General features: G+C 29.8%; 31 protein-coding genes. 11 read left to right on the top strand and 20 right to left on the bottom strand.

The window, feature by feature from the left end:
* Positions 1–3: 3 nt before the first annotated feature.
* Complete coding sequence (truA, locus tag CLV91_RS08325) at positions 4–789, bottom strand: tRNA pseudouridine(38-40) synthase TruA (protein ID WP_121067849.1); 786 nt, start codon at positions 787–789, stop codon at positions 4–6.
* Positions 790–865: 76 nt separating this feature from the next.
* Between truA and CLV91_RS08320 the strand changes: the two genes are divergently transcribed.
* Both CLV91_RS08320 and CLV91_RS16980 read left to right on the top strand, forming a co-directional pair.
* Positions 866–1,300, top strand: coding sequence for a hypothetical protein (locus tag CLV91_RS08320; protein ID WP_121066296.1), 435 nt, complete (start codon positions 866–868; stop codon positions 1,298–1,300).
* Positions 1,301–1,653: 353 nt separating this feature from the next.
* A complete protein-coding gene (locus CLV91_RS16980) occupies positions 1,654–1,914 on the top strand; it encodes a hypothetical protein (protein WP_245987158.1) in 261 nt (86 codons plus the stop codon).
* Between the two features lie 80 nt (positions 1,915–1,994).
* Here CLV91_RS16980 and CLV91_RS08310 read toward each other — a convergent pair whose 3' ends face one another.
* Positions 1,995–2,876: an anti-sigma factor gene (locus CLV91_RS08310; protein WP_211333203.1), complete on the bottom strand. Its 882-nt coding sequence runs from the start codon at positions 2,874–2,876 to the stop codon at positions 1,995–1,997.
* A gap of 234 nt (positions 2,877–3,110) precedes the next feature.
* Here CLV91_RS08310 and CLV91_RS08305 point away from each other — a divergent pair, with 234 nt between their 5' ends.
* Together CLV91_RS08305 and CLV91_RS08300 are read left to right on the top strand one after the other, a co-directional pair.
* A complete protein-coding gene (locus tag CLV91_RS08305; protein WP_121066290.1) occupies positions 3,111–3,812 on the top strand; it encodes a response regulator transcription factor in 702 nt (233 codons plus the stop codon).
* On the top strand, positions 3,812–5,305 hold the full coding sequence (locus CLV91_RS08300) for a sensor histidine kinase (protein WP_121066287.1): 1,494 nt from the start codon (positions 3,812–3,814) through the stop codon (positions 5,303–5,305). The genes CLV91_RS08305 and CLV91_RS08300 overlap by 1 nt, the downstream gene beginning before the upstream one ends.
* A 9-nt stretch (positions 5,306–5,314) precedes the next feature.
* On the opposite strand, the gene CLV91_RS08295 is transcribed toward CLV91_RS08300, so the two are convergent.
* The 3 genes from CLV91_RS08295 to CLV91_RS08285 all read right to left on the bottom strand — a co-directional run bounded on the left by CLV91_RS08295 (position 5,315) and on the right by CLV91_RS08285 (position 8,763).
* Positions 5,315–6,016, bottom strand: a complete 702-nt coding sequence (locus tag CLV91_RS08295; protein ID WP_121066284.1) for a polysaccharide deacetylase family protein — start codon at positions 6,014–6,016, stop codon at positions 5,315–5,317.
* Positions 6,017–6,052: 36 nt separating this feature from the next.
* Complete coding sequence (locus CLV91_RS08290; protein WP_121066281.1) at positions 6,053–7,522, bottom strand: magnesium chelatase; 1,470 nt, start codon at positions 7,520–7,522, stop codon at positions 6,053–6,055.
* Positions 7,523–7,605: 83 nt separating this feature from the next.
* Complete coding sequence (locus CLV91_RS08285) at positions 7,606–8,763, bottom strand: vWA domain-containing protein (RefSeq protein WP_121066278.1); 1,158 nt, start codon at positions 8,761–8,763, stop codon at positions 7,606–7,608.
* A gap of 199 nt (positions 8,764–8,962) precedes the next feature.
* Between CLV91_RS08285 and CLV91_RS08280 the strand changes: the two genes are divergently transcribed.
* From CLV91_RS08280 to CLV91_RS08255, 7 genes are all read left to right on the top strand, one after another.
* Positions 8,963–9,502, top strand: a complete 540-nt coding sequence (locus CLV91_RS08280) for an RNA polymerase sigma factor (protein WP_170146723.1) — start codon at positions 8,963–8,965, stop codon at positions 9,500–9,502.
* Entirely contained in the window at positions 9,499–10,050 is a 552-nt protein-coding gene (locus CLV91_RS08275; RefSeq protein ID WP_147406409.1) for a hypothetical protein, read from the top strand. Before CLV91_RS08280 ends, CLV91_RS08275 begins: the two co-directional genes overlap by 4 nt.
* Complete coding sequence (locus CLV91_RS08270) at positions 10,034–11,122, top strand: hypothetical protein (protein ID WP_147406408.1); 1,089 nt, start codon at positions 10,034–10,036, stop codon at positions 11,120–11,122. The genes CLV91_RS08275 and CLV91_RS08270 overlap by 17 nt, the downstream gene beginning before the upstream one ends.
* 75 nt (positions 11,123–11,197) lie before the next feature.
* Positions 11,198–11,860 carry a hypothetical protein gene (locus CLV91_RS08265; protein WP_121066269.1) on the top strand — a complete coding sequence of 221 codons (663 nt, stop codon included), beginning with the start codon at positions 11,198–11,200 and terminating at the stop codon, positions 11,858–11,860.
* A gap of 62 nt (positions 11,861–11,922) precedes the next feature.
* Positions 11,923–12,579, top strand: coding sequence for a hypothetical protein (locus tag CLV91_RS08260; RefSeq protein ID WP_121066266.1), 657 nt, complete (start codon positions 11,923–11,925; stop codon positions 12,577–12,579).
* A complete protein-coding gene (locus CLV91_RS16840) occupies positions 12,579–12,722 on the top strand; it encodes a hypothetical protein (protein ID WP_170146722.1) in 144 nt (47 codons plus the stop codon). Before CLV91_RS08260 ends, CLV91_RS16840 begins: the two co-directional genes overlap by 1 nt.
* A 40-nt stretch (positions 12,723–12,762) precedes the next feature.
* A complete protein-coding gene (locus CLV91_RS08255; protein WP_121066263.1) occupies positions 12,763–13,515 on the top strand; it encodes a head GIN domain-containing protein in 753 nt (250 codons plus the stop codon).
* A 77-nt stretch (positions 13,516–13,592) separates the two neighbouring features.
* Here CLV91_RS08255 and hisIE read toward each other — a convergent pair whose 3' ends face one another.
* The 15 genes from hisIE to fabG all read right to left on the bottom strand — a co-directional run bounded on the left by hisIE (position 13,593) and on the right by fabG (position 26,479).
* A complete protein-coding gene (gene hisIE, locus CLV91_RS08250; protein ID WP_121066261.1) occupies positions 13,593–14,192 on the bottom strand; it encodes a bifunctional phosphoribosyl-AMP cyclohydrolase/phosphoribosyl-ATP diphosphatase HisIE in 600 nt (199 codons plus the stop codon).
* Between the two features lie 8 nt (positions 14,193–14,200).
* Positions 14,201–14,782 carry an N-acetyltransferase gene (locus CLV91_RS08245; RefSeq protein ID WP_121066258.1) on the bottom strand — a complete coding sequence of 194 codons (582 nt, stop codon included), beginning with the start codon at positions 14,780–14,782 and terminating at the stop codon, positions 14,201–14,203.
* 4 nt (positions 14,783–14,786) lie between these two features.
* Positions 14,787–15,542, bottom strand: a complete 756-nt coding sequence (hisF, locus tag CLV91_RS08240; RefSeq protein ID WP_121066255.1) for an imidazole glycerol phosphate synthase subunit HisF — start codon at positions 15,540–15,542, stop codon at positions 14,787–14,789.
* Between the two features lie 7 nt (positions 15,543–15,549).
* Positions 15,550–16,278 carry a 1-(5-phosphoribosyl)-5-[(5-phosphoribosylamino)methylideneamino]imidazole-4-carboxamide isomerase gene (hisA, locus tag CLV91_RS08235; protein ID WP_121066252.1) on the bottom strand — a complete coding sequence of 243 codons (729 nt, stop codon included), beginning with the start codon at positions 16,276–16,278 and terminating at the stop codon, positions 15,550–15,552.
* 50 nt (positions 16,279–16,328) lie between these two features.
* Entirely contained in the window at positions 16,329–16,679 is a 351-nt protein-coding gene (locus tag CLV91_RS08230; RefSeq protein ID WP_121066249.1) for a four helix bundle protein, read from the bottom strand.
* Positions 16,680–16,736: 57 nt separating this feature from the next.
* Positions 16,737–17,318, bottom strand: a complete 582-nt coding sequence (gene hisH / locus CLV91_RS08225) for an imidazole glycerol phosphate synthase subunit HisH (RefSeq protein WP_121066246.1) — start codon at positions 17,316–17,318, stop codon at positions 16,737–16,739.
* Between the two features lie 81 nt (positions 17,319–17,399).
* Positions 17,400–18,539, bottom strand: coding sequence for a bifunctional histidinol-phosphatase/imidazoleglycerol-phosphate dehydratase HisB (gene hisB / locus CLV91_RS08220; protein WP_121066243.1), 1,140 nt, complete (start codon positions 18,537–18,539; stop codon positions 17,400–17,402).
* A 1-nt stretch (position 18,540) separates the two neighbouring features.
* Entirely contained in the window at positions 18,541–19,581 is a 1,041-nt protein-coding gene (hisC, locus tag CLV91_RS08215; protein WP_121066240.1) for a histidinol-phosphate transaminase, read from the bottom strand.
* Entirely contained in the window at positions 19,581–20,864 is a 1,284-nt protein-coding gene (gene hisD / locus CLV91_RS08210; protein WP_121066237.1) for a histidinol dehydrogenase, read from the bottom strand. Before hisD ends, hisC begins: the two co-directional genes overlap by 1 nt.
* Positions 20,857–21,303 (bottom strand): GNAT family N-acetyltransferase, encoded by a 447-nt coding sequence (locus CLV91_RS08205; protein ID WP_121066234.1) that lies wholly within the window; start codon positions 21,301–21,303, stop codon positions 20,857–20,859. The genes hisD and CLV91_RS08205 overlap by 8 nt, the downstream gene beginning before the upstream one ends.
* Before the next feature lie 10 nt (positions 21,304–21,313).
* On the bottom strand, positions 21,314–22,171 hold the full coding sequence (gene hisG, locus CLV91_RS08200; protein ID WP_121067842.1) for an ATP phosphoribosyltransferase: 858 nt from the start codon (positions 22,169–22,171) through the stop codon (positions 21,314–21,316).
* A 245-nt stretch (positions 22,172–22,416) separates the two neighbouring features.
* On the bottom strand, positions 22,417–23,232 hold the full coding sequence (locus tag CLV91_RS08195) for a prohibitin family protein (protein WP_121066231.1): 816 nt from the start codon (positions 23,230–23,232) through the stop codon (positions 22,417–22,419).
* Positions 23,233–23,242: 10 nt separating this feature from the next.
* Positions 23,243–25,270: a vWA domain-containing protein gene (locus tag CLV91_RS08190; RefSeq protein ID WP_121066228.1), complete on the bottom strand. Its 2,028-nt coding sequence runs from the start codon at positions 25,268–25,270 to the stop codon at positions 23,243–23,245.
* Between the two features lie 137 nt (positions 25,271–25,407).
* Entirely contained in the window at positions 25,408–25,722 is a 315-nt protein-coding gene (locus CLV91_RS08185; protein ID WP_121066225.1) for a YbjQ family protein, read from the bottom strand.
* Between the two features lie 10 nt (positions 25,723–25,732).
* A complete protein-coding gene (fabG, locus tag CLV91_RS08180; RefSeq protein ID WP_121066222.1) occupies positions 25,733–26,479 on the bottom strand; it encodes a 3-oxoacyl-[acyl-carrier-protein] reductase in 747 nt (248 codons plus the stop codon).
* Between the last annotated feature and the right edge of the window lie 37 nt (positions 26,480–26,516).

The following is a 26,516-nucleotide window of genomic DNA, read 5'->3' as shown; positions in this document are numbered from 1 at the left end:
ATTTTAATTGAAAGTCAAATTATTTAGTAATAAACCAGAACCTGGAGCTACATGTTTTAATAGGGCGGTCTCTTCAGAAGTTAAACTAGTTTTAAGTTGTTCTAAAGAAAACTCCCCTTTTCCTATTTGTAGTAATGCTCCCATCATCATTCTAATTTGATACCTAATAAACCCCTTTCCTTTTACATGAAAGGCATAAGATTTTTCAGGAAAAAAATTTGCGGATAACAAGGTGTTTTCTGTAATATAAGAAGAGACAACTTCTCTTTGCACTTTAGTGTTCTCCTGTAATCTTGCGGTAAAGCTTGAAAAATCATGTTCCCCAACAAAGTAGCCAGCAGCTTCTTTCATTAAATCCAAATCTAAATGTTCTTGTATGTTCGTTAAATAAGGAGCACAAAAAGGGTGATTTTTATCTCCAAAAGAAAACAAGTAAACATATTCTTTTAGTTTACTATGCTGTATTATATTAAACTCTTTTGTAGTTTCTTCAATATTTAACACTCGAATATCAGAAGGCAAGTTTTTATTAAAAAGAGGTATAAAACTAGTTATATCCTCAATTGGGGTATCCGTCAAAAATAACTCAAAAGCTGCATCTAGAGCAGATACTTTAGCATCTGTTCTACCCGCTCCTAATATTTTAAAAGGAGTTTCTGGTAAAATATATTTTAAAGTTTTAGTGAGCATTCCTTCAATAGTTTTTTGTCCAGGCTGTTTTTGCCAACCACTAAAACGGAATCCCAAATACTGCAATCTCACCAAATAATAATATTTCTTTTTTTGCATTAATGTAAAATCATAAAATATAAACTTATATTTTTTTTGTAATTTAAGAAGAACTTTAATCAACTAAAATAATATTATGTCAACAATTAGAGAAAAAGCTCCAGCTTGGTTCTGGATAGTTAGTGTAGTAGCCTTATTATGGAATTTAGCTGGTGTTGGAGCATATTTACAGCACGCGTATATGAGTATAGAAGATTTAGAAAAATTATCCCAGGCAGAAAGATTATTGTATGAATCGCAACCATCATGGGTTACAGCAGCTTTTGCTATTGCCGTTTGGGGCGGAGCATTGGGATGTATTGCACTTTTACTAAGAAAAAAATGGGCTAAACCAATTTTATTAATTTCGTTAATTGGAGTACTTGCACAAATGGCACATTCATTTTTTATGACAAATTCTTTTGAAGTATATGGGCCTGGCGCAATGATAATGCCAATAATGGTAATTATAATTGCCATAGCTTTGGTTTTCTTTGCCAGAAAGTCTTCTGACAGAAAATGGTTAAATTAATTTTCACAACACTTTTTTAAAGGTTCTCAACATTAGATGTTGTTCATCGATTTTTTAAAATAAACCAAATAGACGTCCGTTTTATAGTTTTAATACGAGTTCCCCAAAGACTCAAAAAATTATTTATTTACATGCAATTACTAACTAAGTTTCTTCCATGGAAGAGAAGTATTTTAATATCGAGTATAGCTCTAATTTTATTAATTATTTTAAGTTTTTATGGGTTATATACGAATAAGTTTTACTTTTTTAAGTATGATAATTATATATTACCTATATTTTCAATTATTCACTTTATTTTCCTGTATGTATTGTGGTTTAAAATAAAAGAAGGCGAAATAAGTGATTCTCCAATGCGAAATATAGAATATGCTCTTTATGTAGTGTTTATTGTTTACTTATTTAAATTGTTTGATACTTTATATATAATATCTACCTATACCGAGTTTGAAAATCATCAAATTCCGGCTACATTTTTCCCAATGGGAAGCTTAATTACTGTTTTATATTTACTTTTAATTGGGCTAACAATAGTAACTTTTATGTATCGCAAAAAATATGTTGGACCATATAATGTGGACATACTTAATGAACAAATAGATTCCTGGGAATAATAAAAAATATTCTACGTTATGGCAAAAGCCCTTGAGATATATTCTCAAGGGCTTTATTATTTTAAATAAACACTACTCTTTTATCTAGAAACAGTACCTGTAGGGAAACTTTCTGTTACATAATCTCCAATTTCTTGCACTCCCATAGCGTCTGTAGGAATCATACCAAATAATGGTTTAAGAGTAAAAGGAGCTGCACTATTATCTGGATAAGGTTCTATACTAATTACTGCAACTTTACCTCTAACATCTGTTGGGAAAGTTACACCATCAGGAGCATTTACTAAGAAATCTTCTCCTGGGTAATTAGGTCCAGGGTTACTACCACTAAACGGACTAGCATCATCTGCCGTATCAACCGAAGTAAAAGTACCAGTAGATAAAGGAACACCATCTATTACTACCCAACCTTCATATTTCCATCCGGCTTCTAATGCAGGTAACTCTAAACCAGCAACTGGACTTCCTGAACTATTATCTAAAAACCATACACCACTATACTTTTCTTCCTCTGCACCTGTTCCTGTAGGTGTTGCAATTATATACTTACCTGTAATTGCATCAAAAGAAGGCGCAACAGTACCTGTAGTTAAACTAGCAGAATTACCATCAAAACTTCCAATAAATATTTTAGTATCCGCAGGTGCATCAGATGGATCTGGATTAGGCTCAATAGTTAGAACAAAATCAGAAGCACTTTCCAAGACTTCAGCATCTAAAGTAAAACTAGACTGTGATAAAGTATGGTTATCATCTACAGAAAAAGTACCTGTAGAAACAGGAGCTCCATTTACAATTATCCAACCTTCATACAAATAATCGGACCCCAGGTTATCTAAACCATTAATATCTAAAGTTAAAGCACTAGATTTAGGAGTATCATCTAAATCATCACTACTACAGGAGGATACCAATACTACTAAAGCAAGTAGCATTACATTAGTTAATTTAAAATTTTTCATCTTTTTAATTGTTTTATGATTATGGGACAAATTAACTGACACAACATAACAGAGATATCACAGAAGTATAAACTTTTAGTGATATTCTGTAAGTTTTGCGTATAACTTTCGGCTTAAAACAGTGTTGACTAAGAACTTAAAAAGTAAAAACATAGAAATAAGGACGATTATAGAAGATTTTAACTCTTGTGATATTTGTGTGATACTTTTTAATTTATTTCGTAACAACCAATTATGAAGAAAATATTACTTATAGAGGATGATTTAGAAATAGTAAAATTACTAGAAATTCATCTTACAGATTTAATTTATGAAACCTCTAAAGCTACAGATGGTGCTGTAGGTTTACAAATGGCTTTGGAGAACGATTATGATTTAATTCTTCTAGACCTTACACTACCAAGTATGGATGGCATAGAGATTTGTAAAAAACTTAGGTCTGTTAAAAATACTCCAGTAATTATGTTAACCGCAAAATCTGAAGAAATAGATAGAGTTCTTGGACTAGAAATAGGTGCAGATGATTATATAACAAAACCATTTAGTATTAGAGAACTATTAGCAAGAGTTAAAGCAGTTATGCGAAGAACAGTTATTTCTACGGCAGAAAATCTAAACGATGATTCTTCTTTAATTACAGCAGATACTATGCAAATTGATATTGATAAAAGAAAAGTAGTAATAGAAGATAAAAAAATAGAATTATCCCCTAAAGAGTTTGAATTGTTGGTTTTAATGGCCTCCAACCCTGGAAGAAATTATTCTAGAACTGAATTGCTGAATTTAATTTGGGGGTACAATTTTGAAGGTTATGAGCATACTGTAAATTCTCATATAAATAGATTAAGAGCTAAAATTGAATCAGATATGACCAACCCAACCTATATATTAACAACATGGGGAGTTGGTTATAAGTTTAATGAAGAAATATTATAATGGACCAAAAAGATAAAGCACTTACTCCCAAATTAGTCAAAAAATTATGGTTGGCGTTTATACTATTAATTTTACTAATGGGCACCTCTTATATTTTTATAACTGGGTATTATGCCAATAAATATAACCAAGCAACCATACAACAAGTAAATGCAAATGTTGCCAATCATGTAATACAAGAAAAATTTGCAAATGCTTCCCCTTTTTTAGAAGATGGCTCTGTAAATAAACCATTGTTTGGAGATTTAATGCATGATATGATGGCAGTAAATCGAAGTATAGAAGTGTATTTGCTAGATGATGTTGGCGAAATTTTATATTCAGTAGTTTTAGACCATAGTGATAATGCACCTGCAAAATCTGTTACTCTAGAACCTATAAAAAAATTCATAGAAAATAAGGGTAACTCATATATTGAAGGTGATGACCCAAGAAATCCCGGAGAACAAAAAATATTTTCAGCAGCACCTTATGAAGTAGACTCAAGAAAAGGATACGTTTATGTAATACTGGCAAGTGCTGAATTTCAACATATTAGCAATAGTCTATTAGGCTCCTATTTTAAACAACTAGGTGTAGGTGCTACATTATTAACTATGTTCTTTACTGCAATTATTGGCCTTTTAAGTATTTGGTTTTTAACTAAAAATTTACGTTTAATTACAGGTACAGTAAGAAGGTTTCAGGAAGGAGATTTAGAAGCTAGAATAGAAAATCCTGAGGACTCTGATATAGAAGTTTTTGCACATTCCTTTAATGAAATGGCAGATACTATTGTAGATAATATGGAGAAAATGAAATCCGTAGATTTATTGCGTAGAGAACTTATAGCTAATGTTTCTCATGATTTAAGAACACCTTTAGCAATTTTAAAGGGATATATAGAAACGTTACAAATTAAAAAAGACACACTTTCTGAGGTTGAAACAGATGAATATTTACAAATTACACATGATAATGTAGATAAATTATCTAATTTAATTAACCAATTATTTGAATATTCTAAACTAGAAGCAGAACAAGTTACACCAGTTAAAGAGCCTTTTTCTATAACCGAATTATCACATGATTTAATTGCAAAATTTAATGTTCTGGCTCAGAAAAAAGAAATTAAATTAGAGCTTGAAAATCCTAAGGAAAATTGTATGGTTTTTGCAGATGTTAGCCTTGTAGAAAGGGCTTTGCAAAACCTTATAGAAAATGCAATAAAATATACAAACCCTCACGGTTTAGTAACATTATCTTTGAATAAAATAGGAAAAAATATAGAAATAAACCTTACAGATAATGGTGCTGGTATACCATTAAATGAACAGCCTTTTATTTTTGACAGATACAAGCAAGTAAATAAAAGTGCTAAAAAACAAGGATATGGTTTAGGTCTAGCAATTGTTAAAAAAATCATGGATTTACACGATACTACCATTACTGTTTTAAGTAAACCTAAAGAAGGTAGTTCTTTTGTTTTTAACTTGCCTGCTTACCAATTTTAACTGTAATAATTAATTAAGAGAATTCTCTTTAATTAAATTTGAAACTGTAACAAATTTATAACCTTGCTTTATTAACTCGGGCAATAATTTTTTAAGAGCATTTAATGTATGTAATCTTTCATGACATAAAATAATTGCACCTGGAAAAACTTTATTTACAAGGTTATTATAAATTATAGTACTATTTAGGTTCATTTTAAAATCTTTAGCAGTAATAGCGGCGTTTATAGGGGTTAAATTTAATTTAACTAAAATTTCAGAAATAATTGAATCACTTTTCCTACTACTTGTTTTAGTTTTAAAATCTAGTACCGGTGCTCTATATATCTTAGGGGTATATTCAAAATGTTTTTTATATTCTTCTTGAAAACAAACAATTTCACATTCTAATTTATCATAATTAACTTCATCAGAAGGTTTTAAATGTTCAATTGTATGGTTACCAATTTCATGGTTATATATTATTATAGAATCAACTAAAGATTTATTTTGAATCCCATAATTTCCAATATTAAAAAATGTAGCCTTTCCATCATTTTCTTCAAACAATTTTATAATTTCCAGAGTTATACCTTTAATAGGGCCATCATCAAAAGTAAAAGCAATTATTTTTTCTTGTGTATTAATTTTTTTTACAGGCTCAATAATTTCTTGAGAAATTCCTTTAATAAAGGAAAATATTAGAAAAAAAGAAACTATATAATATTTCATAAAATAATATTAGTATTTATTTTTAAAGAGAACAATTTAGAGACCACTTATATAATTACCATACAAATCATTAAACTGATAGCCTTCAGAAAACCTTTGTTTACTTAATTTTTTATGAGCAACTAACCCCCAAAGAAGCACTTCTTTTAAAAAGTTTTTGTCTTTCTCTTCAAAGTCTGGTTGGTATTCTTTAATTAATTGGTTTAATGGAGGTATATTATTTAATGCTCTAATATACTCTTCATCTGTAAAATCATCATCTAATTCAAACCCTTCTCCATCATAAAACCATTGAATTAATTCATCATAAGGAGTTTCTTCTCCTTTACGTTCTAATTTATTTATTGCAGGAAAATAGCTAGTAAAAATAGTTTTAACAGCTTCATCTAACAACAAACTAGCAACGCCATCTGCACCTTCTTGCTCTCCTTCATAAACCAATTCTATTTTTCCTGTAATTGCAGGAATAACACCAACAAAATCGGTTAACCTCACAGTTGTTGTTTCTGCCCCACTTAATAATGTTCTCCTTTCTGCTGTACTTAATAAATTTTCAAAAGCAGTAATACTAGTACGCGCACTTACACCACTTTTAACGTCTACGTACTCACTTTTACGAGCTTCAAAGCTTATTTGTTCTAATATATCTTTTGCTATACTAGGAACGTAAACAACATCTTCTTGTCTAGAATCTAAGTTAGATTCCTGTTCTGTAATTTTACGTGCTGTTTCTATATTTTCTGGATAGTGTGTTAATATTTGTGAACCAATTCTATCTTTTAAAGGGGTTACAATACTACCTCTATTGGTATAATCTTCTGGGTTTGCTGTAAATATAAATTGGAGATCTAATGGTAGTCGTAATTTAAAACCTCTTATTTGTATATCTCCTTCTTGTAAAATATTAAATAAAGACACTTGTATTCTTGCTTGTAAATCTGGTAATTCATTAATAACAAAAATACAACGATTAGCTCTCGGAATCATTCCAAAATGTAATACCCGTTCATCTGCATAAGACAATTTAAGATTTGCTGCTTTTATTGGATCTACATCCCCTATTAAATCTGCAACAGTAACATCTGGAGTTGCTAATTTCTCATAAAAACGATCGTCTCTATGCAGCCATGAAATTGGTGTTTTATCTCCTTTTTCTTTCAATAATTCTATTGCGTAACGAGACATGGGTTGCAAAGGGTCATCATTTATTTCGGAACCTTCTATAACAGGTATCCATTCATCTAATAACGTTATCATTAACCTTGCTAAACGGGTTTTTGCTTGTCCACGTAATCCTAATAAATTTATATTATGTCTAGATAAAATAGCTCTTTCTAATTCAGGAATAACGGTATTTTCATACCCCCAAACCCCTTCAAAAGTTGTTTCGCCATTCTTTATTTTATTTCTTAGATTATCTCTAAGCTCGTCCTTTATACTTTTACTCTGGTATCCTGCTTTTTTTAATTCTGCTAATGTGGATATTTCTTTATAACTCAATTTCATATATGTTTTGTCTATTATTCTAAACCAATTTGGACTCCACTCAATTCCTTATAATTAGGAAATTTGGTCACCGTTGAAGTCAATTATTTTAATCTTTTTCTTCTATTTGTTTCATAATCTTCAAAAATCATTTCTCCCAAACCTTTTAAACCTGTAAAAAATGCTTTCCCTTTATTTGCTTCTGTAAATTGCCTAATAAATTTCATTAAATAAGGGTCTTGGGCAATCATAAAAGTAGTAATAGGAATATGTAGCTTTCTAGCTTGACTAGCCATATTGTAACATTTTTCTACAATATATTCGTCAAGACCAACACTATTTTTATAATAAGTGCCATCTGGCATACGCAAACAACTTGGTTTACCATCTGTAATCATGAATATTTGTTTGTTGGTATTTCTTTTTCGTCTTAGCATGTCCATTGCCAACTGTAAACCAGCAACTGTATTGGTATGGTAAGGACCAACTTTTAAGTATGGTAAATCTTTAATAGGTATTGGCCAAGCATCATTCCCAAAAACAAGAATATCTAAAGTGTCTTTTGGGTATCTTGTAGTAATAAGTTCTGCAAGTGCCATAGCCACTTTTTTTGCAGGTGTTATTCTATCTTCTCCATACAAAATCATACTATGACTTATATCTATCATAAGCACCGTACTCATTTGCGCCTTATGTTCGGTGTCTTCTACTACTAAATCTTCTTCATTTAAAGTAAAATTACCTATACCACTATTTACTTGTGCATTTTTAATGCTCTCGGTCATAGAGATATTATCTAAACCATCTCCATATTTATACGCTCTTAAATTTCCTGTATGTTCATCTCCATTTCCAGATTTTCCAGTTTTATGGTTTCCAGAACCACTACGTTTAAGTTTACCAAAAATTTGATCTAAGGCACGTTTTCTAATAATGCGTTCCATTTTCGCTGTTATAGAAACAGTTCCTTTAGGGTGTTCTGTACCTTCACCATCTTTATTTGGTTCTCCTGCCCCATCTTTAAACTCTTCTTTTATATATCCTTTTTGTTTTAACTCTTCAATAAAATCATCAATAGTATAGTCTTGGTCTGTAAGTTGGTATTCTTTATCTAATTCTCGTAACCAATCTATTGCCTCATCAAAATCACCAGAGGTATGCGTTATAAGTTCCTGAAAAATATCAAACAACTTTTCAAAAGGGGTCTGATTTGGAGCCTCATAATTTGAAAAACGAAAGCCTTTTCTTGTTTGTAATGCCATTCTATAAAAATAACACATAAACAAATTATAAAATAACTTTTAAGAAAACTTAACTATTTGTTTAGCAACTATTTTAAATAAATTATACAAATAATAATATTTAATTTTAATTTGATGCAACCTTTTACATTTACAATTGTCTTTATAATAAGAATGTAACTAAGATTAAAAAAACAACCAAAGAAGCGGAACTACTTAATTGGAAACTATAGTCCAAAATACACACAAAGAGCTTGTAGAAAAAAGCAAGCTTGGCGATAGAAACTCACAATACAAATTGTATGAGTTATATGTAGATGCTATGTATTCTATAAGTATGCGTATGGTTGGTATTAAGGAAGATGCTGAGGATGTTGTACAAGATAGTTTTATTGATGCTTTTAAAAAAATTAACAGTTTTAAGTATGAAAGTTCTTTTGGAGCATGGTTAAAAAGAATAGTAATTAATAAAAGTATAAATCATTTAAAAGTTAAGCGTATTGCCTTAACACCTATAGAGGATCATGAATATCATTTAAAAGATGAAACTCCGGAACCTATAGAAAAAATAGATTTGATAAAAGTGAAATTAGGAATAGAAAAATTGCCACAAGGTTATAAACAAATAATATGTCTGTACTTAATTGAAGGGTATGATCATAATGAAATTGGAGAAATTTTAGAAATAAGCACATCCACTTCTAAATCGCAATACCATAGAGCAAAAAAGAAATTAATTGAAATTATTAAAGGGTTATGATGGATAATTTTGAAAAACATATACGAGAGAATAAAGACTTTTTTAATGATAAAAAAGCAGATAAAAATAAAATGTGGGATGCCATATCTAAAGAATTAGATACTGTAGAATCTAAAAAAGTTATTCCGTTATGGAAGTCTACAGGGTTTAAAATAGCAGCTAGTATTATAATAATATTAGGACTCTTAACTATAGCTGGCCCAATTTTATTACATCCAAATAATGCAGGTATAGAAACTAGTTATGCTAATAAAGAAGTGTTAGACATTGAATTTCATTATAAAAATTTAGTAGAGCATCAGGTAAAACTAGTACAAGAACATCCTGCTTTATCTAAAGAAGACAAAAAAGAATTTTTATCCTTTATGCAAGATTTAGATGATGAGTATGATGAATTAAAAATTGAAATGAAGAAAAACCTTGATAATGAGCGAATACTAGAAGCGCTTATTGGGAATTATAAGAAAAGAATTGAATTAATAGAGAATTTATTAAAACAAATAAATTCTTCTAAAAAAATAAATGAGGATTATGGTTATACATTATAAAAAACTACTGCTATTATTAATGGCTATTGTTTTAAACTTTAGCCTACATGCGCAAAATAAAATTTCTAAGAAAATAGAAAAAACTTTTCCTATGACTAATTCAGGAAAACTTTATCTAGAAAATAACTATGGAGATATTTCTGTACAAGGTTGGAATAAAGAACGCTTAGTTATTAAAATGGAAATTGAGGTAACTCATAAAAAAAGTGAGAATGCAAAAAATCTTTTAGATAGAATTGGTACTTCTATAAACGAAAATAAAGATTATATCATTTTTAAAACTGCAATAGCAGAAAAAAGCACGGGCTTTTTTGCAAAGTATTGGAGTAAAGCAAATCCTTTTGATTATGATAAAAGTAACTTAAAAATTAACTATAAGGTATTTTTACCAAAAAATGCCGAATTAGATATTACCAACAAATTTGGAGATATTATTGTAGAAGATTGGACGGGAAAATTCAAAACAGATATACAACATGGAGATTTATGGCTAAATGGAAATTTAAATTTTGTAGACATAACCATGAAATATGGAAAAATTAAGGCAGAAACTATTAACTATGGTAATGTTCGCGTAAAAAATGGAAAATTTATTGTAGAAAACTCCGAAGATTTACGAGTTAATAGTTCTGGGTCTACCCTTAATTTAGAAACTATTAATGCGTTAGAATTATACTCCAATAAAGATGAAATAAAAATTGATGTAGTAAATAAAATAAAGGGTTCTATGAAGTTTACTACTATAGACATTAATTCTTTAAAGAAAGAAACTAATCTTGATTTAAAAATAGCAGATTTAATAATTAAAGAAATTATCACAACAAAGCCCTTTATAAAAATAAATCAAGAATCATCAGAAATTAACATTAATGTAGAAGACACTTCTTTAAAGTTTAATGCAACATTAGAAGAAGGTCTATTAAGATTACCAAAATCTTTTAAAAATGTTACCTCAGATGTTATAGATAAAGGAGATAGAATTAGAAAAATTAATGCCACCTACGGAAAAGAACAATTGGGTAGCATTACTATTATAGGAAAAAAAGGCCTTATTCAAATAAAAGACAATTAAAAATTAACAGTGTTAATGTAACAATAACTAGTAAAAAGTAGTCTACTTAATACAACAATTAAAAAACAACCAATAATGAAAAATCATAATATAATAATGCTCATAGTTTTGTTAGGATTTTGCCTAATAACTAACGCGCAGGACAATGGAGATTATATAGAGTTTAACGACCGTAAAAATGTTGTACATGGTGTTTATCTAGGGCTCTCTATGCATTATGGCGAAATGGATAACAAAAGCACTTATTTACCAAGTTTTAAAGTTGCATATGTTGCTAATAGAAAAGTAGAAGTTGGTTTTGTAGCAACATTCTTTTATTCCCAGCAAAACTATTTTAATGAAATAGAAGGCATAAATGAAGATATTATTGGTGCCTACGGTGGTTTACATATAGAACCTATACTTTTTAGTAAATCTACTGTAAATCTATCTTTTCCTTTATTAGTTGGTGCTGGTGGACTTGGTGTTTTTGATTCCGATTTTGATTTTGAAAATAATGATTTAGAAGATGACGAATTACGAGAATCTGATGGTTTCTTTGTTGTAGAACCAGGTGTTAATCTTTTATTTAATGTATCTAGATATTTACAATTAGAAGCAGGAGTTAAATATCGAATTTCAAGTAAAACAAAGTTAGAGCCTGCAACTTTAAATCGCATAAATGGCTTTTCAGCTGGGATAGGAGTTAAAGTAGGTGTTTTTAATATGGGAAGAAATCGCTACAAGAAAAAAATATAGTCTTAATAAAAAATTAGTTTTTACTAACTTTTTTATAACCAAAAATAATTTTAAATTTTTGTATGGAAAATAAAAACAAATTATTACTTTTTTTTCTACTAGCATTTAGTCTTTTAAGTAAAGCACAAGATACTACAGACTATATAGAGTTTAATGATCGTAACAATGTAGTAAATGGTGTTTATTTAGGTTTGTCTGCAATTTATGGAGAATTAGGAGGAGAAGCATTATATGGAGGACAGTTTAAAATAGCATATGTAGCAGATCAAAAATTTGAAGTTGGAATAGAAATTACAGGATTTCAATCGGATCAACAATTTATAACTAGCTCTACAATAGAAAACAAACTTACTGGGGGATATGTTGGAACACATTTAGAACCTATTCTATTTAGTAAACGTAAGGTTAGTTTGTCTTTTCCTCTGTTTATTGGCTTAGGGGCTATTGGTTACACTAATAATGGAGATGATTTTGATAATGATTTTATTGAAAAAGAATATGAAGACGTTAAAGCAATTTTTGTTTTAGAACCAGGTGCAAATGCACTTTTTAATATCTCTAGATATTTACAATTAGAAGCAGGTATTAAATACCGTATCACAAACAACTTTAATCTTGCTACAAGTCCTATTAAAAATTTTAATGGTTTTTCGGCTGGTATTGGCATAAAAGTTGGAGTTTTTAATATGGGAAGAAATCGTTATAAAAAGAAACCATAATGTTTAAAAAAAGAAAAAGAAAGGCTATAAAAACACAAGCTGTATTTGTAAAAAACAACCAAGTGTTTTTTAAAACAAGTTCAACTAATAAAAACTATTCAGAAGAATGGTTGCCTGTTGCGCTACAATGGACAACTGTTTAACTTACATATATTCATCAATAATCAATCAAAATTAACAATCATGAGAATCAATCAAAATCAATTACTTACAAAAACTATTTTTTTTAAAGTAATAATTGTATTAATTACCGCAACAACTCTTCTCTCTTGCGAAGATAATTTTATAAGGGCATCTGGAGACATAGAAACTAGAGAATACTCTTTTTCAGAGTTTAATTCTATTGAAGTTTCTAATGATTTTAATGCTTATGTACATTTTACAGAAGGAGAAGAATCTGTAGAGATTGAAGCAAATAGCAATGTCTTTAGAGCTATACGTATAGACCAAGAAGGAAGTAATTTAAAAATTAGACTTAAAAATTTTGTAGTTATAAAAGGTAAGGAAACACTAAATGTTTATATATCAGCAAAAAATATAACAAATTATAAAGTTTCTACAGATGCTAAAATTGAGTTAGAAGATAAATTAATATCTAATAATGTTTTTATTGAAGCTTTTGCCAATGGTTCTTTTAAAGGAGAAGTGGAAGCTGAGAATATTGAAGTAAAACTATCTGCAGATTCTAAAGTAGATTTATTTGGTTCTGCAACCAAACTAAAAGCTAAATTAACCGCAGATTCTGAACTAAGAAATTATGATTTAGAAGTAGAAGATTTAAATATAGACCTCTTAGCAGATTCTAGAGCTTACTTATCAGTATCTAATACAATAGATGTAGAAGCTAAAGCAAATAGTAGACTATACTATAAAGGAGATGCTGAAATTACGCATGAAAAAGTAAATAGTGGTTCTAAGCTTATACATAAAGACTAAAGCATTATAGCCGAAAAAAAAAGAGCCTTTTAATCCTATTAAGATAAAAGGCTCTTTTTTGTATTTATATAAAAAAACTACTTTTCTCTTCCTTTTAAAACTGCTTCAATATCTTTTAAAGTAAAACCTTTGGCTTGTAAAAGCATTAAATAGTGAAAAAGTAAATCTGCGCTTTCATTTAAGAATAAATCATCATTATCATCTTTAGCTTCTATAACAACTTCAACAGCTTCCTCACCAACTTTTTGAGCTAACTTATTAATTCCCTTTTCAAAAAGAGAAGCAACATAAGATTTAGTTCCATCAGAAGTAGTTCTTCTTTCTTCAATGGTTTTTTCTAATTTAGATAAGAAACCAAAACTAGAAGTATTCTCTTCTTTCCAACATGTATCTGTACCCGTATGGCATGTTGGCCCTACTGGGTTTACTTTAATTAATAAAGAATCGTTGTCACAATCATTTTTAATAGAAACTAAATTTAAGAAATTTCCACTTTCTTCTCCTTTAGTCCATAATCGTTGTTTACTTCTACTAAAAAAAGTAACCTTGTTAGTTTCTACAGTCTTATCATATGCTTCTTGGTTTAAATACCCTAGCATAAGCACATTTTTAGTAGTAGCATCTTGTATAATTGCTGGTACTAAACCATCCTTATTTTTATTGAAATCTATTTTCATTACTTCTATTAATTTAATCGTAGTAAACTTATAGGAAAACCTAATGTTTTTTCCTCTCTTATTATTTTAAACCCAAATTTTTGATACAGCTTTATATTATATTCTGATACGGTATCTAAAACCACAGGCTTTTTATTTTTTTTGTATTGACTCATTACTCGCAACACCATTCTTGCAGCAGAACCACTACCATAAGCTTCTTTTAAAGCTCCCATTATAACTGGTTTTATATGTGCTTCTTTGGGATAAAAATCTTTAATTATTTTTTGTCTTTTTAGAACATTAAATAAATTTTTAAAGCCAATACACTTAAAAAGTAATTTTATATCTAAACCTATAGTTTTTAAAGTGACTTTCTCTTTTTCTGAAAAAGATAGTAAAAGACATGCATTTTTATTCTGAGATAAATATACCTCGCCAAAAAGCATCGATTTTTCGAACAAATATCCCATTAAAGCTCTCATTCTATCTATTCTGTCCTCCCCATTTTCCACAATAAAATTAATAGAATTATCCTCTTCTAAATCTTTAAAAGCAGAAACTAAAATACTAACTACTAAATCTTTATCTTTATCTGTTGCTTTAATCAAAATCTTATAATCTTACTGGTATTCCTTCTTTCTTTAATTGGCGCTTTAAATCTATAATTTCAATTTCTTTAAAATGAAAAACACTAGCTGCTAAAGCGGCATCTGCCTTACCTTTAACAAAGGTATCGGTAAAATGTTGAATAGATCCTGCGCCTCCAGAGGCAATTATAGGAATATTTAATTCTGTAGACAATTTATTTAATGCCTCATTTGCAAACCCGTCTTTAGTACCATCATTATTCATAGAAGTAAAAAGTATTTCTCCTGCACCTCTTTCTTCTACTTCTTTTGCCCAATCAAACAAATTTAATTCTGTAAGAACCTTACCTCCTACTAAATGTACAATCCACTCGTCATTTATCTTTTTAGCATCTATAGCTACTACTATACATTGCGAACCAAACTTAGCAACTAAATCATTTATTAATTGTGGATTCTTAACTGCAGAAGAATTTATAGAAACTTTGTCTGCTCCGTTTTGTAAAAGTATATCTACATCTTCTACTGAGGATATTCCGCCACCTACTGTAAATGGAATATTTACTTTCTCAGCAACGTGGTAGACTAATTCTGCTAATGTTTTTCTGCGCTCTTCAGTTGCAGAAATATCTAAAAACACCAATTCATCTGCTCCAGAAGCTGCATAAATTTCTGCAAGTTCTACAGGGTCTCCTGCATCTCTTAAATCAACAAAATTGATTCCTTTTACGGTTCTTCCGTTTTTAATATCTAAGCAAGGGATAATTCTTTTAGTAAGCATTTTAGTCTTATTTATTTAAAATAAAATCTTCCAGTTGTTTTAAGCTAATTCTATTTTCATAAATAGCTTTACCAATTATGGTTCCTTCGCAACCTATTTCCGCTAGCTTTGGTAGTTCATTAAAAGTAGAAATACCACCACTTGCAATAAGTTTTAACCCAGATTCTGATTGCTCTATTATTTTTTGATACAAAGCAAAAGAAGGACCTTCTAACATACCATCTTTACTAATATCGGTACAAATAACATAGCTTACTCCTTCTTTTTGGTAGCCTTGAATAAAAGGAACTAATTCTTCTTTTGATTCTTCTAACCAACCAGATACAGCAACTTTTTCATCCATAGCATCTGCACCAAGGATAATCTTTTCTGCTCCAAAATTAGAAATCCATTTGGTAAAAGTATCTCTGTCTTTTACCGCAATACTACCTCCTGTTATTTGGTTAGCTCCACTTTCAAAAGCAATACGTAAATCATCATCGGTTTTTAAACCTCCTCCAAAATCTATTTTCAAACTGGTTTTACTAGCAATTTGCTCTAGTATTTTATGATTTACAATGTGCTTAGACTTTGCTCCATCTAAATCTACCAAATGTAAATATTCAATTCCGTGATCTTGAAACTGCTTAGCTACCTCTAGAGGGTCTTCATTATACACTTTTTTAGTATTATAATCGCCCTTAGATAAGCGTACACACTGTCCTTCAATAATATCTATTGCTGGTATTATCCTCATTTTATTCAAGTAATTAGTATTAAGTACAAAGTGCTAAGCTATATTATTTATTAATTTAAACTCTTTTGAAGAGAATAATTCATTCTTTTAATTTCAACACATAATTCAAGTAAATCTATTACTTGAGAATTATCCGCATAATTTAATCTTTGAATTAGAAGCAATTGAGTTTCTAATTCTGAGGTTGAACCGTTAGCAATACTTAAAAATCTTTTGAATTCTTTATTAGAATTTCTTCCTGCACCTTCGGCTATATTTGAAGGAATGGAGACACTACATCTTTTCATCTGAGAAATTAATCCAAACTTTTCTTCTTCAGGTAGTGTTTTCATCAAATTATAAATTTGTTCAACCAAATTCATAGCTTTTTGCCATATTTTTAAATCTTGATACTTATTCATGTTTTTATTTTAAAACAAGCTTAGTACTCTGTACTAATAACTTGGTACTTTCTATCATCACATTCCTAAAAAATTGCGTAAAATTTGTTCTCCAACAGTGCTACTTTTTTCTGGGTGAAATTGTGTGCCATAAAAATTATCTTTTTGTAAAGCAGCACTATAATTAATTCCATAGCCAGAAGTAGCAATTGTTTCTTCACATATGGGAGCATAAAAACTATGAACTAGGTATATGTGTGCATTATCCTTTATATTAGAAAACAAAGCTGATTTTAAATTAGAAATTTCGTTCCAGCCAATTTGTGGAACTTTTACTTCGTTATTAAATTTCACAACATTTACATCAAAAATTCCTAATCCTTTAGTATTTCCTTCTTCAGAGGCATTACACATTAATTGCATCCCTAAGCATATGCCTAAAACTGGCTGCTTTAAAGTTGGCACAAGTGCATCTAAACCACTGTCTCTAAGTTTAGTCATTGCACTGCTCGCCTCTCCTACTCCAGGAAATATAACTTTATCTGCCGCTTTTATCTCTGCAACATCATCAGTTAAAACAGCTTCATAACCTAAACGTTTAATGGCAAATTTTATACTCTGAATATTACCAGCTCCATAATTTATAATTACTATTTTCATTTTCTATTTAAAGTATTAAGTATTAATTACAAAGTATTTAGTTATCTATTTACTTTGTACTTAATACTATGTACTGGAATGCTAAAGCATTCCTTTAGTACTAGGTAAAAACATTTTATTCACATCTCTTTTTACAGCCATTTTCATTGCTTTAGCAAAAGCTTTAAAAATACCTTCTATTTTATGATGTTCGTTATCTCCTTCAGCCTTAATGTTTAAATTACATTTTGCTCCATCAGAAAACGATTTGAATAAATGTAAAAACATTTCTGTTGGCATGTCTCCTATTTTTTCACGTTTAAAATTGGCATCCCAAACTAACCAAGGCCTTCCTCCAAAATCTACCGCAACTTGTGCCAAACAATCATCCATTGGCAAACAGAACCCATAACGTTCTATTCCCAACTTGTTTCCTAATGCTTTTGCGAATAATTCTCCTAAAGCAATCATGGTATCTTCTATAGTATGGTGCTCATCTACGTGTAAATCTCCTTCTACTTTAACAGTTAAATCCATCGCGCCATGTCGTCCAATTTGGTCTAACATATGATCAAAGAAGTCTAATCCAGTAGAAATATCATTCTTTCCTGAACCATCTAAATTTAATTTTATATAAATTTTTGTTTCATTGGTATTACGTGTAATTTCTGCTACTCTATCTTGTAACTTTAAAAACTCATAAATCTTTTCCCAGTCTGTAGATGTTAATGCAATAGCATCTAAAATAGTTTGCTTATTAGCCTCTATCTCATCTGCACCTAATTCTGGGTCTTCTGATAAAAATATCCCTTTAGCTCCTAAATTTTTAGCCAATTCCATATCGGTAATACGATCTCCTAAAACAAAAGAGTTTTGTAAATCATATTCTTCTTTATTAAAATACTTAGTTAATAAACCTGTCCTAGGCTTACGAGTTTCTGCATTTTCATGCGGAAAAGTTTTATCTATACAAACATCCGAAAAAACAACACCTTCTTTTTCAAAAGCAGAAATAACTTTATTCTGAGCTGGCCAAAAAGTATCCTCAGGAAAAGAATCGGTTCCTAACCCATCTTGGTTAGTTACCATAACCAATTCATAATCCAATTCAGAAGCTATTTTAGCCATATATTGAAAAACTTTTGGATAATATTCTAACTTCTCCAAACTATCTAATTGGTAGTCTACAGGGGGTTCTAATACCAGTGTTCCATCTCGATCTATAAAAAGTACTTTTTTCATTTTATACTAATTCTTTTAAAGCTATTATTAAAGCATTATTTTCTTGGATTGTTCCTATGGTAAAACGTAAAGTGTTTTCACATAAAGCTTGTGTAGTTCTATTACGAACAACAATACCTTTTTTTAATAATTGATTGTATCTTTTTGTAGCATCATCTACTTTTACAAGAACAAAGTTTGCATTGGTAGGGTATATTTCTTTTACATAAAATATATCTTGCAGCGCATTTATTAAAGAGTCTCTTTCTTTTAGAATATTTTGCACTTCTGTAGTAACCGAGGTTTTATCCACAACACGTTCTAATGCTTTTTTCTGAGTTAATTCATTTACATTATACGGTGGTTTAATTTTATTTAATACCGTTATTATTTCTCTAGATGCTAAACAAATACCTAAACGTATACCTGCCATACCATAGGCTTTAGATAATGTTTGCGTTATTATTAAATTAGGATAATTAACTAATTCTGAAACCCAACTTTCATCTTCAGAAAAATCGATATAAGCTTCGTCTATGACTACTAAACCTTTAAAATTAGTTAATAATTTTGAAATCTTATTTTTTGAGATTGTATTCCCTGTTGGATTATTTGGGGAACAAATAAAAAGGATTTTAGTATTTTTTGTAGCTAATTTTAAAATAGCTTCGACATCTGGTTGAAATTCTTTAGTTAATAAAACTTCTTTATTTTCTATAGCATTTATATTGCATAAAACCTTATACATACCATAAGTGGGAGGTAAACTAATAATAGCATCGGTATTGGGTTCGCAAAATGCTCTAAATAATAAATCTAAAACTTCATCGCTACCGTTTCCCAAAAGTATATTTTCTAATGAAATTCCCTTTTGTTCTGCTAGTACTGTTTTTAGACTTCTCTGTTGCGGGTCTGGATATCTATTTACGCCATTATTATAAGGGTTTTCATTAGCATCTAAAAAGACCATTGTAGAACCATCAGACACATATTCATCTCTAGCAGACGAATATGGCTGTAACCCTTTAATATTTTCTCTAATTATAGTATCTAAACTAAACATTATTCTAAACTTTTTAAACGTAATGTAACTGCATTTTTATGCGCTTGCAAGCCTTCTGCTTCTGCCATAAGTTCTATAGCTTTACCTATTTCTTGTATTCCTTTTGGCGTAATTTTTTGGAAAGTCATACTTTTCATAAAACTATCTAAATTTACTCCGCTATACTGTTTTGCATAACCATTTGTTGGTAATGTATGGTTGGTTCCAGACGCGTAATCTCCAGCACTTTCTGGTGTGTAATTCCCAATGAATACAGAACCTGCATTTTTTATTTGTGATATAAAAAAATCTTCATTATCCACACATAAAATATAATGCTCAGGACCATATTCATTTATTAAATCTATTGCAGTTTGTGCATTCTCTAGATAAATAAGTTTACTGTTTGCAATAGCTTGTTTTGCAATTTCTTTTCTAGGTAAAACATTAAGCTGTTCCGCAACTTCTTTTTCTACAGCATCTATCATACTTTTTGATGTAGAAACTAAGATTACTTGACTATCTACACCATGTTCTGCCTGGCTTAATAAATCTGACGCCACAAAAGCTGCATTTGCAGAATCGTCTGCCATTACTAAAAGTTCACTTGGGCCAGCAGGCATATCTATTGCAACACCATATTTAGTTGCTATTTGCTTTGCCACTGTTACAAATTGGTTTCCGGGACCAAATATTTTATAGACCTGAGGAATTGTTTCTGTTCCAAATGTCATTCCTGCAATTGCTTGTATACCACCTACCTTAAAAACTTTAGTAACTCCGCAAAGGTTTGCTGTATATAATATAGCAGGATTTACATTTCCTTCCTTATCTGGAGGTGTACATAATACAATCTCTTCGCACCCAGCAATATTTGCTGGTACAGCAAGCATTAAAATTGTTGAGAATAATGGTGCTGTTCCTCCTGGAATATATAAACCAACTTTTTGAATAGGGCGTTTTTCTTGCCAACATTGAACTCCGTTAGCAGTTTCAACTGCAACTTTAGTAGTTTTTTGAGCTGCATGAAAAACTTCAATATTATTTTTTGCTAGTTGAATAGCTTTTTTTAAATCTTCAGAAATAAGAGAGGCCGCAGCATTAATTTCGTCATTAGAAACTATGTTCGAAGAAAGTTCTACACCATCAAATTTTTGAGTGTATTTTGCCAAAATACTATCACCACCCTCTTGCACTTCTTTAAAAATACTATTTACAGTGCCTTCTATATCTGCAACCGTTTGTGTTGGTCGCATAAGAATAGTTTTCCAGTCTTTTTTATTTGGGTTATATATTTTATTCATTATTTCTATCAAAAACATTTCTCATGTGGTATCCTTCTGGAGTATATCCTTGTTCTTCCCAAAATTGTACTCCTCTAGTATTTTTTACATAGCAATTAATCTCAGAGCTATTACAGTTATTTTCTTTTGCATACTCATAAATCCAATCTAACATTAATTTGCCTACACCTCTACTTCTATATTCTTTAGCTATATAAACATTATCTGGTTCTATATGTTTTCCTATATAAAACTTATTCAAAATCCAGAAACCACATATACCAATTAATTTATTTACATCATAAACACCTATACATTGAAAATTCATTTTTTTCATTTCAATTAAGCGTTCTTCAAGTATTTTATTACTTGTTTTACCATTATTTAGTTCATAAACCAAAGGTAATATTGTATGCAGTTCTTCTTGTGGTATTAGTAAGATTTCTAATTTAGAATTCATAAAGTAATTATTATAGAACCATTTTTTCTATAGGACAAACTAATATTCCTTCTGCTCCTGCCTGTTTAAGTTCGTCTATAACTTCCCAGAACTTATTTTTATTAATAACAGTATGCACAGAGCTCCAGCCTTCTTCTGCTAATGGTAAAACAGTAGGGCTTCGCATACCTGGCAATAAAGAAATTATTTTATCCAATTTATTGTTTGGAGCATTTAAAAGAACATATTTAGATTGTCTGGCTGTTAATACCGCCTCAATTCTAAATTGTAATTTTGTAAGTATCTTTTTACGTTCTTCAGATATTTTAGGAGAAACAGCCAAAACTGCTTCACTTTTTAACATTACTTCTACTTCTTTTAATCCGTTTTTAAATAACGTACTACCGCTAGAAACTATATCACAAATACCATCGGCTAAGCCAATATTTGGCGCAATTTCTACAGAGCCATTAATTATGTGAATGTCCGCAGAAATACCTTTTTCTTTTAAATACCCTTTTACCGTATTAGGGTAAGAAGTTGCTATTCTTTTCCCTTCAAAATAATTAATAGAAGAATATTTTACTTCTTTTGGGACAGCTAAAGATACTTTACATTTAGAAAACCCTAGTCTTACATCAAACCCAATACCTTCGCCTTTTTCTATTAAAACATTCTCCCCAATAATAGCTATGTCTACAACGCCATCTTTTAAATATTGTGGAATATCTCCGTTTCTTAGGTAAAAAACCTCCATAGGAAAATTACGGGCAGACGCTTTTAATTGGTCTTTACCATTGTCTATAGATATACCACAATTTTTTAGTATCTCTATAGAGTCTTCATTTAAGCGTCCAGATTTCTGAATTGCAATTCTAATTTTTGTCATTCCTTCTTTATTTTGTTTGGAAATCAAATTGGTTTAAAAATAAAACCCGTTTGATTTCTCAAACGGGTTATATATATTTAGTTTACACAATATAGTATCACCTCGCTTGACAGCCAGTATGAAAATGATGATGTGTAGTTTTGTTTCTCATTACTTTGTAAATGTAAAATATATTTTAATTACATAAAAGCAAAACCTATTTTTTTAACAACTATTAATGTTTTGATAAAAAAAATAACAGTTCTTTAATTATTCCCTAAAATTAAAGGCAAACCAGAATCACCGCTACCAACTACAATAACTTTTGCATTTGGAGATTCTGATAATTTAATAGTAGCATCTATACCTTTATCTTGTAAAATTTTATCTGTTAAAGAGGCACTTAAAATACGGTTAGCATCTGCTTTACCTTGTGCTTCAATAGTAACTTTTTCTGCTTCTTTCTTAGCTGTTACTAACCTAAACTCATACTCTAAAGACTCTTGCTCTTGTTTTAATTTGCGCTCAATAGCCTCTTTTATTGTTGGTGGCAATGTTACATCACGTACTAAGATTTCATTTAACTGTATGTATTGGCCATCTACAATTTTCTTAGTTTCTTCAAAAATTTCTTGTTGTATAGCATCTCTCTTACTTGAGTATAATTGTTCTGGGGTATACCTACCAACTACACTACGAGCCGCAGAACGTATGGTAGGCAACAAAACACGTTGTACATAATCTGCTCCTTTTTCTTGGTGCAATTTACCTAAAAACTCCATTTTTGGTTGAAACCAAGCAGAAGCATCTAACTTAATTTCTAGACCATTAGAAGATAAAACTTGCATTTTTTCAAAAACTTCTTGCTGTCTTACCTCATAAACATATACTTTATTCCAAGGAGCAACAATATGAAAACCTTCTCCCATAGCAGGCTCATCTGTAACAACACCACCACCAAAAGTTTTATACAACACTCCCGCTTCACCCGAACCAATAGTTACTGCTGATTTTGAAATTAATATAGCCAATAAAACCAATACAAATACTACTGGCACTGCTATTTTAGGTAATTTATCCATAATTATATATTTACATTAAACCTTTATACTTTCTTATAAACCACTCCAATGTAAGAGCTCCTATTATTAAGCCTAAAAGAATTCTAAAGTCTACCAAAGGTACAATATTTTCAGTCCGCTTTTGCACAGGTATAAATGCTTTATTTGATAACAAGGCATTTTCTAAATCTGAAATTTGACTCGGAAATAAGAGTTTTCCATTACTATCATCTGCTAGAGATTGCATTTTTTTATAATTAGAAGACAAAAACTGTTGTTCTACATTAAAATTTTTAATAGAAAAAGTTCCTGATTTTGAATAGTTTTTATCTTTGACTGCAACATTGAAGTTGTAATCTCCGGGGGACAAATTAGATAAATCTACTTCAAAAAAGTCTTGTTTTAAAAGCATTGGAATTTCTACCTTTTTCTCTTTATTTGTATTTTGAACAGTAAATATAATAGTGGCATTAGAATCAAAAGTGAAAGATTCATCAAAATAGGTTGTTGTTATTTTGGAATTACTATTCCCTTGGTATAGTGGTTTATACTCTATATTTAGTCTATCCTTATTTTTTGAACTAGTTAAATAAATTATTAGTTTCCCTATAAAATCATCAAAATTTTTAAACTCTTTAGAATTTCTATATTCCTGAACTCTCCATTTCCAAATATTTTCACCAAACCAGAATACCTCTTTTGTTACATCATTATCTAAAACTATGCACAGAGGGTTATCTATATGTACTCCTTTTACAATCATATTTAATAAGGACTCCGCATTATCATTAAAAGTAATAGGGCCTACATTAGTTTCTAAAGGTGGATAATCTATGGGATTAAAATCGGAAATATCAAATTTTGAAAAACTTGGATTTAATATAGGAGCCACCTCTTGTATTGGATAATTATCCTGAATTTTTATATTCTTTTGAATAGCATTTAAAAAACGCCAGTCGGTTTTAACTCCTGTTACAGTAAAATTATTTACTTGTTTTTGTTTGATGTAATTATAAATTGAAGAAAAAGAACTGTTAGGCTGATAAATTATAAATAAATCTATTTTTTCTAATTCTGAAGAACTTGCAGTAGGTTTTAAAATAAAAACTTCTCTTTGCTTATTTATTTCAATAGATTTTTTTAAAGCACCAATATCTGGATGCATTATTGAGGAAATTATTCCAATTTTTGTTGTTTCATCTATTACCTCTATAAATGCAATTTTACGGTTATTAACTACATTTTTTTCCTTCTCTAAGGTTTCCACATTAACCTCTATAGATTTTACACCTACACTTAAAGCCTTTAAATTTGTAGTTATAGTTTTAGAATTATTATTCTTAGAAAAAGAAATTTGTTCTTGATATTCTTTTTTCCCATCAACAATAATTGTTAGTTTTTTATTTATTTGTGATGCACCTTCATAATTCACAATTACTTCAACTGGAAATTTATTATTCAAGAAAGAGTACGGATTACTATTAATTTGTTCTATTCTAATATCACTATATTTAGTTGTATCTCCTACACAAATTGGAAAAATTGGAATCTCATTTTTTAATTTTAAATGCTCGTAATCTTGCCCAATAGTTTGGTTACCATCTGTAAATAGTACTACAGCAGAATTTGTTCTAGCATAAATATCCTCTGTAGTTAATAAAGCTTTTGAGATATTAGTGTTTTGCTCTAAAAAAGATAAAGTATCTAATGGACTAAAGTCTTTGCCAAAAGCATATTTATGAATAACAAACTTATCTTTTAAAGCATTATTAGTAGTTAACCTTTCTAAAAGTTTTTTAACAAGAGATTCATCTTTTTTTAAAGAAGATGAATTATCCACCAAAAGAACCAAATTAGTTTTTACTATTTCATACTTGTTCTTAACAAACTTTGGATTTATTAGAAGTAATAAAATAGTAAAAATAGAAACAAAACGTAAAAAGGAAAGAGCAATAATTGTCTTTCCTTTTATTTTTCTTTTGTAGTAATATTGATATAGGACCAAAAATAATGCTACAACTGCAGCTAAAATAATAAATAGTACTGTTTTGGTTTGCATGTATTAGTTATCTCTCTTCTCAAAATTTTCTTTCTTCTTGTCTTCAATCCTTTTAAATATTAAATAAATTATAATCGCAAAAAAGCTACCATAAATTAATAGCATTAGAAAGACAGGAAAAAGTTCCATAAATACAACTATTTTAATTTTACTGCAGTACCATAAGCAAGCATTTCTGCTGCTCCTTGCATAACTTGAGATGTAGTAAAGCGAACATTAACAACAGCATCGGCACCTAATCTATGTGCATCATCTAACATGCGTTTAATAGCTTGCTCCCTAGCATCTGCTAATAGTTTTGTGTATTCTGATATTTCACCACCAACAATATTTTTAAGTCCAGCAAAAATATCTCTTCCAATATTTCTTGCTCTTACAGTACTTCCTCTAACTGTACCTAAAGCAGCTTCAATTTCTTTACCTCCAACTGTTTCTGTAGTTACGTATATCATAATAGTTATTTTAAGTTAGCATTCCACCGTCTACATTAAGTACTTGACCAGTAACATAAGAAGATAAATCTGATGCAAAAAATAAACAAGCATTTGCAATATCCTCTGTAGAACCTCCTCTTTTTAAAGGAATACCATCTCTCCACCCCTGTACTACTTTTTCATCTAATTTAGCAGTCATTTCGGTTTCTATAAAACCTGGCGCAATAGCATTACAACGTATATTTCTAGAACCCAATTCTAAAGCAATAGATTTAGTAAAACCAATCATACCTGCTTTAGAAGCTGCATAATTTGCCTGACCAGCATTCCCTTTTACACCTACAACACTACTCATATTAATAATAGATCCTTTGCGTTGTTTAAGCATAGTACGCTGTACAGCTTTTGTCATATTAAAAACAGATTTAAGGTTAATTTCAATTACTTTATCAAAATCATCCTCTGCCATTCGCATTAACAAATTATCTTTTGTAATACCTGCGTTATTAATTAACACATCAATACCTCCAAAATCTTCTAAAACTTTAGCAACTAACTCCTCAGAATCACTAAAGCTCCCAGCATTACTTTTATATGCTTTTGCTTTTATTCCTTTTTCTGATAATTCTTTTTCTAAAGCTAAAGCAGGAGCTTCGCTAGAACTATATGTAAATGCAACATTTGCACCATTTTCTGCAAACACCTGTGCTATTCCCGTTCCTATTCCTCTACTTGCACCTGTGATTATCACATTTTTTCCTTCTAATAATTTCATACTAGCTTAATTTGTTATTTTTTGGTTTGCAAAACAA

Source organism: Maribacter vaceletii, assembly GCF_003634105.1.
Classification (GTDB): domain Bacteria; phylum Bacteroidota; class Bacteroidia; order Flavobacteriales; family Flavobacteriaceae; genus Maribacter_B; species Maribacter_B vaceletii.
The sequence above is the reverse complement of the archived record's forward strand: the minus strand, read 5'-3'. Positions and strand labels throughout refer to the sequence as shown.